This window comes from Nostoc sp. CCY 9925, assembly GCF_963920935.1.
Taxonomy (GTDB): Bacteria; Cyanobacteriota; Cyanobacteriia; order Cyanobacteriales; family Nostocaceae; genus Nostoc.
In genome coordinates this window covers 76,845-92,839 of record NZ_CAWUDO010000026.1, presented here as the reverse complement: position 1 = coordinate 92,839, position 15,995 = coordinate 76,845, and the positions used below count along the sequence as shown (strand labels likewise).

The window sequence follows — 15,995 nt, the reverse complement described above, 5'->3', positions numbered from 1 at the left end:
TACATTTTATCAGTTTTACGCTCCGGTTTTTTCTGAGTTTGTGAGAAATCCGGGTCAAAATCCTGACATTCTTGGCTTTCTAACAATTGTCTGACTGTAACACCAGGTTGACAACTCATCAAAGTTGCTGCCAAAGCACCCAAAGTCATTACAGTGGCTATTCCCAATACACTAGCTCGTTTTAGAGGTTTAATTGTCCTGATTAAATTTTCTATCCCAGTACCACTACCAACAACTTCAATTGGCTTGAGTGTTTCCAAAGCAACAGTCGCATTGGCATAACGGCGTTTGCGATTGCGTTCCACCATTTTCATTAACCACGACTCAAAACGCGGGCTAATTTGAGGAACCAATTTGTGAAAATTAAAGCGATAATTATCATCAATTAACTTACCAATATCAACAGAACGGGTATTAGTAAGTAAGCAAATTAATGTTGCTCCTAAACTATATAAGTCAGAAGCTTCTGTCAGAGAACGACCAAACTGTTCCTCTGGTGGCATGAAGCCTGGTGTTCCGGTTACAAAGCTGCTAAGAGCTATTTTTGCTCCCTGTATCCTAGCCAAACCAAAATCAACTAAGTAAGCATTTAGTTGCTCATCAATCAAAATATTCTCTGGTTTGATATCCCGATGGATAATTGGTGGAATTTGCTTTTGCAGATAAACCAAAATTTCTAAGATTGATAGAGCAATTTGCTTAATTTGTTCGGGCTGAAAGCTATGTTTTGAACCTAATGATGGGGCATTTTTATATTCTTGAACCATATAAAAAAACCCTGGCTTTTCAAACGAATCTATATAGCGAGGAATGCGAGAATGATTCAGTTGTTGCAATATTTCAATTTCGCGTTCATAGGCTTTTACACCCGACCAATCAGCCATCGCACTAGCGAAACGAAACTCTTTAATTACTACTTGGCGATCGCAATTGAGGACATTCGCTAGGTAAGTAACGCGTCCGCCTTCTCTGTTGCGTCCTAGTTCGCTGATCAGTTGATAACCTTGTTTGGAAAAATCTGGATGGTGACTCAAGGGAATTACCCCTTTATCTCCATTACGCACATCAAGCTCCATTATATCCACCACATGAGTTTGATTTTGTCAAGGTGCAATTCAAAATTAAGAGTGACTCACCCAGATTGTTAACCGAATTTCGACTCTACTCGCCCCAAAGCGCATAAACACAAACTGATGCCCTTATTTTGGTAATGCCAGCTACTTCAACTTTGGGAAAGTTGGGTAGTGGCTGGTCTATGCGCGAAATTGTCAAATTTGCCCTAACCAGTGGGCAATGTGGGCATTAACAACGTCTGGAACTTCATCGTGGGGACAATGACCGGCATTGGGAATGGGAACTATTTTGATGTCTTTGCCATTCTCACGCGCCTTTTCGTAAATCTTTGCCCCAGTAATTGGTGTCCAGGGATCGTCAGCACCCCAAATTACCAATAGAGGACGTTCTACTTTGGGCAATAGTTCCTCTGGACTCGGGCCGGGAGGCGCAGTGAGAATCGAGGCGAAAACTTGTTGCGCTCCTGGATCGCAAGAGGGAGTATAAAGTAAATCGACTAATTCATCGGTGACAGCTTGGCGATCGCGGTAAACTTGGTATAGAGTACGGCGAATTTGGGCTTTTTGGCGGATGCGATTGTAAACAAATTTGCCTGTAATTGGCGATCGCACAACCTGATTAAAAGCTGCCATTACAATCCGTAGCGGCGGGTTCAATTCGTGGGGACGATGACTCAAACCACCCGCAGAGTTAATTAAAACACCGCCAGCAGCAATTTCTGGATGTTCTACCAGTACAATCAAACTCAAAAGTGCGCCGATGGAGTTGCCAATAAACACAGCCGGTTCGTGGATGTGTGCTGTGCAAAAATCTTTCAGCAGTTCCACCCACACTTCCACGCTGTAATCAATGGGTGCTTTATCGGAACCACCAAAACCCAAAAGATCCAAAGCAAAAACTTGGTAGCCAGCATTGGCTAAAACTGGGATATTTTTCCGCCAATGGCCAATGGAAGCACCAAAGCCATGAACCAATATCAGAGGGCGTCCTGTACCCATGACGGTATACTGAATTTTATAGCCCTGCCAAGTCCAAAAGAATTTTTCTAAGGTGGTACTTGTTGTAGGCTGCTGTGTAGTTCCAGTCATTATAAAGATTTATAAACTACTCTTAAATATATTAATGTTCTCTGGCGTCACATCTTGCATCTGGCCATAGAATTTGCAGGCAATAGGAATAGACAAGAGGCAAGAGGCAATAGTTAAGAGGGTAGGGTTATAGAAAATTGAAGTGTACGGAATTTTTTTTTACGCAATTGAATAAGAATCCTAATATTTGATTTTTGTAAAGCTAGGTACAACTCAAAAACCTTTTTTTGCTATTGCCTCTTGCCTATATAAATAATTGAGATGTTAGTTTCATCTACCCCAAGGGATTAATAAGTTAGGGATACCAAATACCCCTTTGACTTTTTAGACGAATGGTAGTGGGAAATGAAAAACACAAATCAAAGTTACTTTGGTCATTTGAGCAAATTCGTTCTTGCTGCAACTTCTGTGGCAATGTTTTCGCCAATAGTTTCTGCTTACGCAGCTTCAGGGTTTTCTACCATCGTCGCCCAAATACCTGATAATTCCACTGAGCAACAAATTTTAGCCGATAATGAACTAGAAACAAGGAGTAGTACTACTACTATCCAACGACAAACTGTAACCACAGAAAGCCGTACTCAAGTAAATACTAGTAGTGTTTCAGTCAAGGGACAAAAAACAGGTTTTAGTCTGGCAATTTGGGAACCATCTGGTAATTTGTCAGAAGTAATTGCCCGTATTTCTGTTAAGAGCAAACAGAACAATAACTTTTTAAAAGAGCGATTCTTGGGTGATTACAAGTATAAGATTAAGCAAAAAGCAAAATTTGTTAAAGGATTAAAATCTAGCGATCGCATTGTTGTGCGATTATACGATTTACAAAACCGCTTCATTGGCTACAGCGAATTTGAATGTTTATCAGCAAACTCCGCAGTTAACCTGATTTTGCCGGCTAAACCAAGAGAATATCGAGTTATTCGCACTGTTTATGGTATTGATGCTGACCAAGACGGCGCTATTGATGCAAATACTACCACTTACGACTACTTCACCCAAGTCAGCAATCAAAAGGTGACTTTCCTCAGCGGTTCCCAAACGTTCCAAGCTAATCAATTCCAAGTAGAAGGTTTCTCAACAGTAAAAACAAACAGTGTTTACCCTGTATCTTTCACCCAAGGTGAATTCGCTTTAGTCCGCCAGGCGTCCTTTAGTATCTTTAGTTCCGACTTGGCACGGGCTTTGCAAGCTACTCCGGGTAGTTTGGTGCAGGTGACTGAAGTCAGCGATAACTCTAGCTACGATGTCAGCCAACTGCTAATGAATTATCGCGAAGTTGGGGTATCTCGCAACCTCCAAGTTGGATTTTCTGATGTTTCCACAAACCACTGGGCTAAAAATTTTATTGCCGAATTGGCAGCAATGGAAATTCTTGAAGGTTTTCCCGATGGAACTTTCCGCCCAGATGCACCGGTAACTCGTGCCCAATTTGCCGCAATGGTACGAAAAGCCTTTACAAAGGGCAAAATTCGCCAAGCTATAGCTTTTAAGGATGTCTCAACTCGATACTGGGCTTACAATGCCATCAGAGATGTTTACCAAATGGGCTTTTTAAACGCTGTTATTGGTAAGGATTTCAACCCCACTCAAAGCCTTTCTCGCCTAGATATCCTGGTAGCCTTAGCACAAGGATTAAATTATCAAAGCAGTGGTTCTACGGATACGATTTTATCTGTTTACAGTGATGCAACTAATATAAGTAGTGAACATCGCAGTCTGATTGCTGCACTTACACAACGCGGTATAGTCGTCAACTATCCCAACGTGAATTTGCTGAATGCTGAACGGGTAGCAACTAGGTCTGAAGTCTCTGCTTTGCTATATCAAGCACTTTCTAGCAGTGGACAGGTATCAAATATTTCCTCACAGTACGTTGTTGGACAACAACAACAGGAAGTTGCAGTTGAGGAAACTACTGAAACTTCAACGAAACCTGACAGAGAACGTCGACATTGCAATCAAGGTATTGGTAATGGTGCTGAGGGCTGTGACCCTGGCAATTCCCGCCCTCACGGTGGTAGTAACGATGAAGGTGGACGTACTCCAGGTAATAGATAATACCATTTAATTAAGAGACGCGATTAATCGCGTCTCTAACTGTAAAATTAACTTGCTGACCGTAAGAAATTTCCAGTGTATGGCCATCTGGGTCTCGAAGATAAGCCCAGTAACCAACTGGAGGGCCGAAGTCATTTGGCCCATTCAACAGTACTCCCTCTGTGCGTGCTTCATTGCACAGGCGATCGACTTCCTCCCGATTTTGATAAGCTACTCCAAGATGGGATTGTGGTAACAGTAAGCCTTCTACTTTAGCTGATTGAATTAGGACAATTACAAAAGGTCTGGTAAGGTCGCTAATCCAAGCAACATCTGATTGAATCGCTTCATCAGTGCGACGATGTACGACAGTCATTTGGGCATATTTTGTATAAAATGCGATACTTGCATCGACATCGCTAACTGCAAGTGCAATATGAGTGAAACCAAGATCGGACATTACAGCTATTTTCAGGTAAATGAACTATTTCTTTTTTATCTCAGGCAAAGGCGCAGAGGCGCAAAGAAAGAAATTTGTGGTTCATGAAACTTTAAGCGGACATGACATGGCTTATCGGAAGTGGCTGCAAGAAAGCTGACACCATTGATAATGAAGATAGGCGTTATCTTTACAAAATTTTATGTTCTTAACTTGGTTCGACAGCAATACTTGGCTGCTGGAAATTGGCCAGAAACGGATACTAATCGACCCTTGGCTAGTTGATTCGTTAATTTTCAGTAATTTGGATTGGTTATTTAAAGGGTGGCGATCGCAAAATCGCCCAATACCTGAGAACATTGATTTAATTCTGCTATCTCAAGGTTTAGAAGACCATACTCATCCACCAACGCTCAAAGTGCTAGACCACAATATCAAGGTTGTAGCTTCTCCCAATGCAGCCAAGGTAGTACAGCAACTAGGTTACACCCAAGTAACCACTCTCTCTCATGGTGAAACTTTCACTTTAGATAATCAAATTGAAATCAAGGCTTTTCCTGGTTCGCCCATTGGCCCCACTTTGGTAGAAAATAGTTATCTTCTCAAAGAATTGGAAAGCGGTTTAAGTTTATACTATGAGCCTCACGGTTATCATTCTCCAGAAGTGAAGCAAGCTGCACCTATAGATGTAGTAGTTACACCGTTTATTGACATGACATTACCTTTGCTTGGGCCGATTATTAAAGGAAAAAATAGTGCTTTAGATGTAGTAAAATCGCTACAACCTCAAGTAATATTACCCACAGCAGCTGGTGGTGACGTAATATTTGAGGGATTGCTAATGAAATTAATTCAGACTAAAGGAAGTGCTGGGGAATTTCGTTCGCTATTAGAGAAAAACAATCTTTCAACACGGGTGATTGAGCCAACACCAGGCGATCGCTTTCAATTACCATTAGAAAAGCGAGCATTTGCAATTTAATTCTCATACCAATTTGAGATTTTAAATTTTGCGGAAAGTCTGAGCGCCGGCTTCCGGCGAACAGAACTTTCCAAGAGATAATTTTGAATTGGTATTACCTGTGTTTCTTCCTTCGCTACAAAATACCTGTGTTTGCAACAGTTAATCTGAATTTAAAGCGGAATTATTAATATTATGTTGGACATAAATTTCTTTGATGGGAAAGGGAATTGTAATTCCTGCTTCCTGATAGCGTTTGTGCAATTTTTTAATAAATATATGTTTTCCAATCCGCTGGTCAAAAAATTCACTGACTCGCATATAAAGTGTGAAATCTATACTAAAATCTCCAAAAGTATGAAATCTAATATATGGTTCATTGGCAATTAATTTCGGTGCAATTTCTTGCATAACTTCCTTAGCAACTTCCACAGTCACTTTTTCAACTTGTTCTAAGTCACTATCATAACTAACACCAACATTCATCGTTAAAGTTATTTCCTTGGCGGGTAAATGATAGTTGGTGAAAATTGCCGATGCTAACTTAGAATTTGGTACAATTACTACGTTATTGGAAATTTCTTTGATTGTCGTATTGCGCCATGTGATGTCTGTAACGTATCCTTCCTGTCCAGCGTCTAATTTTACATAGTCTCCGGTTCTGACTTGCTTAGAAATAATTAAGTAAAAACCAGAAAATAAATTTGCTAGGGTGTCTTGAAGCGCCAAACCAACTGCTAGACCACCAATACCTAAAGTTGTGACTATTGGCGTAATTTCAACACCGACAGTTTGTAATAAGATTAATGTTCCCAAAAGTAAAACAGTAGCCTTAGCAAGATTAGAAACGAGTGAAGTGGGAACTCCTTCTGCTCTTTGAATAAATAAATTAACAAAACCAGCAGTCAATCTGGCTAAGACTAAGGTCACTGAATACAGAAATGCGACAGTCAGAATTTTTTGCAGTACAGTGACAATATCTGGTCTGAGGGGAGAACTGAGAACTGCCCAAAAAAAACCGCCAATCACAAACCAAATAAAGGTCATGCGGTGCAGGGCGTGAAATATAATACTACCCCCAGCAATACGTTTCTTATTAACGAATATTTCGAGTTTTTTGAAGATAATTTTTTCAGCAATTATTCCAGCCAGTAACCCAGCTAGAATAAAGGCGATCGGCATAATCCATTGCATCATCACAAGTTTCAATTTTTAGTTTGAGATAAAAGTAATTAACAGTTTTGTTGTAATTATGGTTAAATTTAACCATGCCAATTTTAGATTATTTTGCTTCATGCTGGACTAACCTGCCGCTAGGCTAACACTGTCAGGGCTGTTCAAAAAATAAATTACTACTACTTGGGGGATGAGCCGGAAAGCCTGCCCCACAATCAATAGTTGGATGTTTTGTTATTTGTCAGTCCTAATTAGGATTCTCTCCATTGCTGTTATCCTGTTGACAGGCAATTTTCATAAGTGCTGAATAAGTGCTGTTTGGTTGCATTTAAAACACTTTGGCATGAATTTTGTGATCTAAAAACAATCTGATGAATGATTACCAGACAATCTCTAGATGTATTTTGAGCCATAGTCTGGTGCAAAATTAATAACATGGACTTGCCAATTATTTACCACCGAGATTATGTTGCGCCATTGCCTGAAGGGCATCGCTTCCCGATGTCAAAATTCCGGCAACTCTACGAATTGCTATTAACTGATGGTGTAGCAAATCAAGAACAATTTCATACGCCTGAACATCCGCCCACAGAGTTGATAGAGTTGGTTCACACCCCAAACTACGTTCAAGCTTATTGTGAAGGAACTCTAGAACCCAAAGCACAGCGTCGCATTGGCTTACCTTGGAGTCCAGCGCTGGCAAATCGTACCTGTGTAGCGGTTGGTGGTACAATACTGACTGCTAAGCTGGCACTGAGTCAGGGTTTAGCTTGTAATACGGCTGGTGGGACTCATCATGCTTTTCCCAGTTATGGATCTGGTTTTTGTATTTTCAACGATTTAGCGATCGCCTGTCGCGTTTTACAAAAACTCGGACTCGTGCAAAAAATCCTCATCGTAGATTTGGACGTTCATCAAGGAGACGGCACCGCTTTTATCTTTCAAGATGATGAGAGTGTTTTTACCTTCTCTATGCACTGCGAAGTCAATTTCCCTGGCACTAAACAAAACAGCGATTTGGATGTTCCTTTAGCAGTGGGAATGGAAGATGATACTTACTTGCAAACATTGGCGACTTACCTACCAGATTTATTAGCTAAAGTCAAGCCAGATATAGTATTTTATGATGCAGGTGTAGATCCTCATATAGGCGATCGCTTGGGAAAATTAGCTTTAACAGATGCTGGCATTTTCCGTCGAGAAATGCAGGTTTTAAGTACTTGTATGAGTGGTGGTTATCCTGTCGCTTGCGTCATTGGTGGCGGTTATGCTGATGATATGAAATCTCTCGTTTGGCGACACTCTTTACTGCATCGTGCCGCTAGTCAAATTTATCAGCAGTACAAACTTTGATGTAGCCTATCGAGTTTTTTTGATTGATTAATTTATTCTTTATAAGTTCCTGAGATGAGCAAATTTAGAAAGGCGATCGCAGCAATAATATTGAGTTCATTGTTAGGAATTCCGTTGGTTATATTATCGCTGTGGTATCAGAATCCTCTTGGATGTAAGCGATTCTGTTTCAGTGAGTCATGTCCTCTAAATGCCTGTATAGGGTTTTTAGATACGTTCAAGGTTCAAGAAAATTCGGCTAATGCTCCACTAGATTAGCACCAACACTTACAATAAATATAATTATATTGAATCAGGATTTTCAGAAGTTATAAAATATAAAACTTTTGTGTGCAAAGGCAGTAGTGGATGAACAAAGTAAAACTCAGAATCTACGAATTATCAAAAGAATTGAATTTGGATAGTAAAAAGCTATTAGCAATTTGCGAAAAACTCAACATCGCAGTTAAAAGCCATACAAGTTCAATATCAGAATCCGAGGCAGAACGTATTCGTGTAGCGGTAAATAAACTAATAGCAAAATCCTCAAAAACTAAAACATCTTCTGAAGATTGGAGTTATACGTTTGTAGGTTCAACAATTGATAGATTAATCCGCAATCTTGAAGGAGAAAGCGCCCTGCAAGCATATCCTGAATTTCGGCAACGACGCGAACACGCCAATGAGTTAATGTTTGAATGCGTCGGTAAAAAGCCTTGTCTGTTTTATGTACGTCGCAAAGGTACAGGCAAAGACGCAGGAGAAGAAATTTGGGATTTAACAATAGCAACAGACTCCGATGAATTTCAATTACCACCAAGACTTGAAAAGCTAAGAAAAACATTAGGATTTACAGTCGCTGTACAAAAAGATGGACGCGACGGTTTAAAAATACTTTCGGCTCAGCTATTACAACTCTCACGGGGAAATGGTGATAGCTATTCTGTAGCTTGTCGCTTGCGTTTGTTGCCCAATCATCAGCATCATCTCGATATCCCATCGGCCACATTAACACGTATCAAAGCCACACCAGTTTGTGGCGATTATGTGCCTACAGAAGATCAGTTGAAAGCTTGGAAAGCATTTTTACAAATTGAGGAAAAAATTGCTAAAGCACGTCAATTTTGCGTGCGTTATGTAAGTCATAACTATAATTTAAAAAGGCGGATTAATTTTGAAATTGATGTAAACTCAGCTACTCTTGACGGCTTTTATCAAAATACCCTCGAACTAGAAAACTTTTGGGAACGAGCAAGACAAGCAAAAAACGAAGATTTAAAACTTTTTGAAACTGCTCCCATTGGAAAAAATTGGCTGAGCGGCCGTCAACTAGGGACTATTGAAGAAGTCGATCCCAACCGTTGCATTATCAGTGTCAGATTAGAACGTGACTTAGCTGAATATATCACAACAGAGCGTTATAAGTTACCCACTACTGGATTTTTGTGTTTTGAAGCAGTTGGTGATATTCAGCAGATTCAGCGTAAGAAAAAAGCCTTAGACGATTTGAATAATGGTTATACTCAGAATCAATATTTGGGTAACTTTTTATTTGATGCTTCCCAGGCTAGAAAAATCAAAACAACTATTGAACTTCAAGCACAAGATTTATTATTATCTGCTGCTAATCCCGGACAAAAAGCAGCAGTAGAAAAGGTACTTGCTGCCAAGGATCTTGTTTTGATTCAAGGGCCACCAGGTACTGGTAAAACTACCGTCATCGCCGAAATTTGCTATCAAATAGCCCTTCGTGGTGGACGTACTTTAATCGCTTCTCAAGCTAATTTAGCAGTAGATAACGCCTTGAGTCGATTAGTTCACAACCCAGTAATTAGGGCTGTACGCAAGGGAAAAGCCGAAAAAGTTGGAGAGGAAGGACAGCCATTTTTGGAAGATCAAGTGATTGATAGATGGCTAGAAAATACTGCAAATGACTGTGAAAATAATCTCAATCAACGAATCACAAATATTCAAATATTTGGTCAATTACTATTATCATCGACAAGATTTACAGCCTACTTGGAAGTAGAAAAAGAATTTGATAAACAACAAAGCAAATTCCATAAAAATAAGTTAAAAATAGAAGAAGATTTTAAAAGCCAAGAAAATTTTTACAACACTTCCTTAGCAGCGCAAAATGAAGTTGAATCTTTAATTTGTGGCTTTAATAAATTACTAAATACTACTTCAAATGTCAACTGGGAATCTCCAGAAATTACAAATTTTTTACCACTTATTAAGCCATATGCAGAAGGTAATAGTTCAGTCGAAGAATTTTTATTAAATATTCGTAAATCTATCAAATATACTGATGAACTTGGCTTTGTGCGTCCACGGCTTGGTGCTTTTGGCTTAGCGGTTTGGTTGCGTGAAACTATAGCAACGGAAATTTTGGAATTTAAAACTGCTTTAAATTCTGCTCAAAAGGCTAGTGAAAGCATGTCAGCAGTTGCAGCGTTAGTGCAGACTGTTAAACAGAATTTTGACTCGTTAAATCAGTTACAAGCAGATTATCAAAAATTTCTTACCAAGCAGCAAAACCTACAGCAAACAATCCAGATATGGCAAAACCGTCAAAGAGAAATTGATTATATTATTTCAGCAGTGAAAGAATGGAAATCTACAGCACATTCTCATCTCTATCAAACTTTGAAAGATTGTCAGCAATCAGGTTTACCATTAACAGATAATTTGGTAGACCTACCACTAGGTTTGTTGATGTTTGCTAATACATTAAAATTATCTATAGTACCAAAAAACTATAAAATTAACCTACCAGAATGGGACTTGTTAGAAAAAGCGATCGCTTATGAAATAGATGGTAATTTTACTGATCGCCGAGGCAAACAGCATAATTTTAGTTATTTTTTACAACAAAATTTTACTCAAGTTCCAATGGTGCTATCACAAAGCGATCGCATTCAATGGCAAGAGACTTATCAACAGTTTAATAACTATCAATTGCTCAACCCAAAACAGCGAAAGTTATTGGTTGAAAATACGCAATTTTTCTTAGTTAGAATGCAAAAAACCTATGGTGCATCATGGGAATGGAATAACATCGACTCTACTCTCACCCGAATTACACAAGAATTGCTAGATACTATCCTGGCAAATGCGCGTCAATGCGTTTTAAAAGTCAAAACTGAAGCTGAACAACAGCTGCATAATCTACACCAACAATTAAATGAACTGCAAAAAAATGAAATTAGCCAACAGCAAATATCTGCTACTCAATATCGGCTAGAAAAAGCGCAGCAAGATGCTAATTTACAGCTGGGACAAGTTATTAATATCTTGCAAGAGCTTATTCAGCAGCCAAATATACCTAATCAATTACGCATTTTAGCTGAGCAATATCTCACAACACAATCAAAGATTTGGGAACAACCCCAAGAATTTGCAAAGCAAGTGCATTCTTGGGTAAATTCCATCAGTCAGCTTGAAACGTTGATTTCATTAATAGAACCTTTTGCTGTGCTGGAGGTAATCAAAACTTCTTTACATGAACATTTAGCAAAACTCAAAGAAGAAACTGAAACTTCTCTACAGCAGCTTCAAAAATTGCAAACTAATCTCCAGGAATTAGAACAACAATTACAACCACAGCCATCAGAAAATTTAATTGTACAAAGAAACTGGTGGTCAGCAGAATGGCAAACTATACCTGATAAATTTAAGCCAGAAAATTCTAGCGGTAATTTGTTTGATATAGAATTTTTACAGAGTTTAAATATTCAGTTTGAATCTTGGCAACAACAACTCCATAAAGAAGAAGCGTATCTCAACAAATATCACAATTTTGTGGAAGATTGGATAGAAAAATTAAGAACGCCAATGGAAGGCGATGCCTGCGGTGGGCTACGCCTACGCGACGATTTAAGGCGTATATATTTAGATAATGCCAACGTCGTCGGGATCACCTGCGTTCAAGCTGCAAATAGAGGTTTTTCTGAAGAATTTAAATCTTTTGATGTCGTCATCATTGACGAAGTTAGTAAATGTACTCCACCAGAATTACTAATTCCAGCCTTGAAAGGTAAAAAGTTAGTCATGGTAGGCGACCATCGACAACTACCACCCATGCTCGATACTAGCACTTTAGAAGAAGTTGCCCAAACAATTGGCAATACACGAGATGAACTACAATTCTTAGAAGAATCGCTGTTTAAAAGTCAGTTTGAATCTGCCGATGAAAGCATCAAACAAATGTTAACTACGCAATATCGAATGCATCCCTATATTATGGGTGCAATCAATCAGTTTTACGATGGGAAACTAGAATCTGGTATTTTGGAACCTGATACAAAACGCGCACATAATTTAGCAGGTGAAATCATCCAACAATCTCACCATATTTTATGGGTAAAAACGCCTATAGAAAAGAACTTTTTAGAGCAACGTAACGGAACTTCTTATTTTAATACTCCAGAGATTGATGTAATTGAGCGTCTGTGTCAGCAATTTGAGAAGACTTGGGCTTCTAGAGTTGCTAATGGTGAACCAAAAAAAGAAATTGCCGTGATTACATTTTATGGCGCTCAACTCAGAAAAATTGATGAACGTCTGCAATCTGAACTTTTCCCTTCTCTAGAAATTCGTACTGGTACTGTAGACAGATTTCAAGGAATGGAAAGACCTGTTGTAATTGTGAGTATGGTTCGTAACAATAATAAAGGAGATGTGGGATTTGCGAAGAAACCAGAACGGGTAAATGTTGCCTTTTCTCGCGCTCAAGAATTGCTGATAATTGTCGGTTGTCATGATTTATTTACCCATCAACCAGGGAAAATTGGAAGCATGTATTCTGAAGTTTCAAATATTGTTAGTCTGCACGAAGGTTTCGTTGATGTTTCTCGCTTCAGCTAAACTCGACTTTATCCTAAACACGGTACAATCCAGAGGCACTTTTATTGTTACCAACGCAGTTTCAGGATGGAAGCAAATTTTCTGACGGCTGTTTTTCTGCCCCTGGCTCTATTTATTATCATGTTAGGCATGGGACTAACCTTGACCCTAGAGGATTTCAAGCGAGTTGTAATCTATCCAAAAGCGGTGGTGATTGGCTTAGCGGCCCAGCTAATCGTGTTACCCATTGTGGGCTTTGGCATTGCATCAGTGTTTCCCCTTGACCCACAATTAGCAGTAGGTGTGATGATTTTAGCAGCCTGTCCCGGTGGTGCTACCTCTAATATGATTACGTTTTTGGCTGGGGGCGATGTTGCTCTTTCTGTGACGTTAACAGCTATTAGTAGCTTTATTACGGTTTTTACGATTCCTTTGGTAATCAATTTGTCAATGCAGACATTTTTAGGGCAAGGAACAACCCTACAGCTACCTTTCTTAAGTACTGTTTTGCAGATTGCGGTGATTACACTTCTACCTATAGCAATTGGGATGATAGCCAAGCGGTATGTATCCAAACTAGCAGATAAGGCTGATAAACCTGTGAAGTGGCTGTCTTTATTTTTCCTGGCGGTGGTAATTACTGGAGTGCTGCTGCGAGAACGGAATAATTTTATTTCTTATGTAATAGATGTCGGTTGGGCAACTCTGGTTTTGAATGTGGTTGCAATGGCTTTAGGTTTTGCGATCGCTACCTTAGCCCGATTAGGAGAAAAACGTGTTACAGCAATTACAATAGAAGTAGGAATTCAAAATGGGACTCTAGCAATTGCGATCGCTTCTACGCCTACATTGCTAAATACTCCCACAATGGCCATTCCTGGGGCAATTTATGGTCTGCTAATGTTTGTGACTGGTGCTGGATTTGCTTGGTGGGCTAATCGTCGCCAAGGCATGTTGAAAGCATAAATAGATGCTTGCAACGAGTATTTGACAACTACATCCGTTATGGAGAAACAAAAAAAGATTTATTTCTCCGAAAATGCAACAAAAAATTTAAAATTAACAAACTGACCTCCAAAGCTGATTATTTCTCATTTAGAAACAGACTGGAGACTTTTATGACTACAACAGCCATCCCCACATTCACAAAAGAGTCACCCCTTCTATTTGAGGGACTAACTTGGAGAGAATTCAAAGCTGTTGAGCAATTATTAGACCGTCCAGGATATCGCCTGTCTTTCCTGGATGGTATTTTAGAGATCCGAAGAATACCTGGAGAACCACATCAAATCGTTAAAGAAAGACTCGGTGCATTGTTAGAACTTTACCTGCTTCTGGCAGGGTTCGACTTTACGCCAACTGGTTCAATGACTTTAGAAAGTGAAGCGGGTGCTGTCAAACGAGAGGCAGATGAATCCTATAAACTAGCCCCTGGTCGAGTGCGTCCCGATTTAGCAATAGAAGTGGTGTTTACCAGTGGCGGTATCAACAAACTAGAGGCATACAAGCGGCTTAAGATTCCTGAAGTATGGTTTTGGGAAGATGGCGTTTTAGAAGTTTATCATCTGCGTCAAGAAGGCAACACATTTCACTATGAAAAAGTTTCCAGTAGTGAAGAAGTGAAAGGAATCGATCTAGATTTATTGTTACGCTGCATTAATATGGTAAATCATGTTGATGCCATCAAAACTTTTCAGCAGGCGCTTCAGAAATAGCTGACGATTTCTGCTCAATCTATTGATGATAATCGGAAAAATATGATAGACAAAATTTTAGATAATATAATGCAATACGCTTGGTGTTAAGCAGAAAAGTAGGTTGGGTTTCGCTGTCGCTCAACCCAACAAAGTCTTAAGAATGTTGGGTTGAGAAACGAAACCCAACCTACACCTACACCAGTTTGAATTTTTAGCCTGAACTGAACTGTATTGCAATATAATGAATAGCGATCGCCTACCAAATATCCACCCTGAAAAAAATGGAGAAGTTTACAATCAAATATCTCAACTTAGTTTTAATGATGTAGCCTGAATTTGTCAAGCAAAATAAGTAATCCCATAGAATTAATTACACAAGTTCATGAAATCCATAGAGGTTTGATTGATGTCTCTTGCTGCTAATGCTAAGCCAATTGATGATAATCTGAAAAATTTGGTCAAGGAAATTGAAGCACAAAGTCCTAATTTATCAGTTTTTGCAGCACGTCAATTTCGTTATAGTTTGCATCAAACTCCTGTAGAAGTAAACATCAAAGAACCCCGTCAATTTAACGTACTAGAAGAATTTATTATTCGCGCCGCAATTGAATTTCAACCTCCCCCAACAGAAGACGAATTAGCCTCTGTACTTGGGCTTGATTCTGTATTTATCCGCAGTACGACAGCAAATCTTCGCTCATTACAAACTCTATCAGCAACTTCGCCACTAACAGTTACTCCTGAAGGACGTTCCTTTTATGAAAAAGGGTCTGTACCACAGCCTCCATATCCTGTACAGCTTTATGCTATTAACGATCCTTTGAATAACAAGCTAACCTTTCAATTTGAATCCTTAAATGAAACAACAATAAATTTACCTGATATTGCAAACTTTATAACTCTTAATAACACGATTGATATTTCTTCGTTACCGCTTGAGGAAATCCAAAAAAATATTCAGGCTTCCAATTTAGCACTTCATGTTCCAGAAGAAGGAAAAATTGTCACTTCCTTGAAGGTAGTAGCTTCAAGTCAAAAAATTTGGCAAAAGATATCACTTATCGTTATTTTCGATGCAATTGAAGATAAGTTGAGTCTTCAAATAAGAACTGGCAAGCAAATTTTAGAGTCAGCATCAAGTTTATTAGAAGTCTTACATACTGAAGGTAAAATAACCTTGCAAGCACTATGTAATTTGTCACCTGAAGCCATTAATTTTCAACGTGAAGCGATTCTCAAGCAGAAAAAATCGAAAAATTTACCAGATGATTCAAATTAATTCTTTGAAAGTCCCTTTTAGGTAGAGTAATGATTTTTGTATAAGATTCGTTCCTTCCAATATT

11 protein-coding genes are annotated in these 15,995 nt (G+C 39.0%); 7 read left to right on the top strand and 4 right to left on the bottom strand.

Going from position 1 to position 15,995, the window contains the following annotated elements:
- Positions 1 to 1,076, bottom strand: a 1,076-nt coding sequence (locus ACM0OY_RS15915) for a serine/threonine protein kinase (protein ID WP_414569811.1), incomplete at its 3' end; no start/stop codon positions are given.
- A gap of 192 nt (positions 1,077 to 1,268) precedes the next feature.
- Complete coding sequence (locus tag ACM0OY_RS15910; protein ID WP_414569810.1) at positions 1,269 to 2,162, bottom strand: alpha/beta fold hydrolase; 894 nt, start codon at positions 2,160 to 2,162, stop codon at positions 1,269 to 1,271.
- Positions 2,163 to 2,507: 345 nt separating this feature from the next.
- Between ACM0OY_RS15910 and ACM0OY_RS15905 the strand changes: the two genes are divergently transcribed.
- Positions 2,508 to 4,220 (top strand): S-layer homology domain-containing protein, encoded by a 1,713-nt coding sequence (locus tag ACM0OY_RS15905; RefSeq protein WP_414569809.1) that lies wholly within the window; start codon positions 2,508 to 2,510, stop codon positions 4,218 to 4,220.
- 10 nt (positions 4,221 to 4,230) lie between these two features.
- Here ACM0OY_RS15905 and ACM0OY_RS15900 read toward each other — a convergent pair whose 3' ends face one another.
- Positions 4,231 to 4,659 (bottom strand): VOC family protein, encoded by a 429-nt coding sequence (locus ACM0OY_RS15900; RefSeq protein ID WP_414569808.1) that lies wholly within the window; start codon positions 4,657 to 4,659, stop codon positions 4,231 to 4,233.
- Between the two features lie 181 nt (positions 4,660 to 4,840).
- Between ACM0OY_RS15900 and ACM0OY_RS15895 the strand changes: the two genes are divergently transcribed.
- Positions 4,841 to 5,620, top strand: coding sequence for an MBL fold metallo-hydrolase (locus tag ACM0OY_RS15895; RefSeq protein WP_414569807.1), 780 nt, complete (start codon positions 4,841 to 4,843; stop codon positions 5,618 to 5,620).
- A 141-nt stretch (positions 5,621 to 5,761) separates the two neighbouring features.
- On the opposite strand, the gene ACM0OY_RS15890 is transcribed toward ACM0OY_RS15895, so the two are convergent.
- Positions 5,762 to 6,796 carry a mechanosensitive ion channel family protein gene (locus tag ACM0OY_RS15890; RefSeq protein ID WP_414569806.1) on the bottom strand — a complete coding sequence of 345 codons (1,035 nt, stop codon included), beginning with the start codon at positions 6,794 to 6,796 and terminating at the stop codon, positions 5,762 to 5,764.
- A 414-nt stretch (positions 6,797 to 7,210) separates the two neighbouring features.
- Here ACM0OY_RS15890 and ACM0OY_RS15885 point away from each other — a divergent pair, with 414 nt between their 5' ends.
- The 5 genes from ACM0OY_RS15885 to ACM0OY_RS15865 all read left to right on the top strand — a co-directional run bounded on the left by ACM0OY_RS15885 (position 7,211) and on the right by ACM0OY_RS15865 (position 15,931).
- Entirely contained in the window at positions 7,211 to 8,128 is a 918-nt protein-coding gene (locus ACM0OY_RS15885) for a histone deacetylase (protein ID WP_414569805.1), read from the top strand.
- Positions 8,129 to 8,476: 348 nt separating this feature from the next.
- Positions 8,477 to 12,976: a translation initiation factor IF-2 N-terminal domain-containing protein gene (locus tag ACM0OY_RS15880; RefSeq protein ID WP_414569804.1), complete on the top strand. Its 4,500-nt coding sequence runs from the start codon at positions 8,477 to 8,479 to the stop codon at positions 12,974 to 12,976.
- Between the two features lie 66 nt (positions 12,977 to 13,042).
- On the top strand, positions 13,043 to 13,921 hold the full coding sequence (locus ACM0OY_RS15875) for a bile acid:sodium symporter family protein (protein WP_414569803.1): 879 nt from the start codon (positions 13,043 to 13,045) through the stop codon (positions 13,919 to 13,921).
- A gap of 152 nt (positions 13,922 to 14,073) precedes the next feature.
- Positions 14,074 to 14,670 carry a Uma2 family endonuclease gene (locus ACM0OY_RS15870; protein ID WP_414569802.1) on the top strand — a complete coding sequence of 199 codons (597 nt, stop codon included), beginning with the start codon at positions 14,074 to 14,076 and terminating at the stop codon, positions 14,668 to 14,670.
- Positions 14,671 to 15,058: 388 nt separating this feature from the next.
- Positions 15,059 to 15,931: a hypothetical protein gene (locus ACM0OY_RS15865; protein WP_414569801.1), complete on the top strand. Its 873-nt coding sequence runs from the start codon at positions 15,059 to 15,061 to the stop codon at positions 15,929 to 15,931.
- Positions 15,932 to 15,995: the final 64 nt, after the last annotated feature.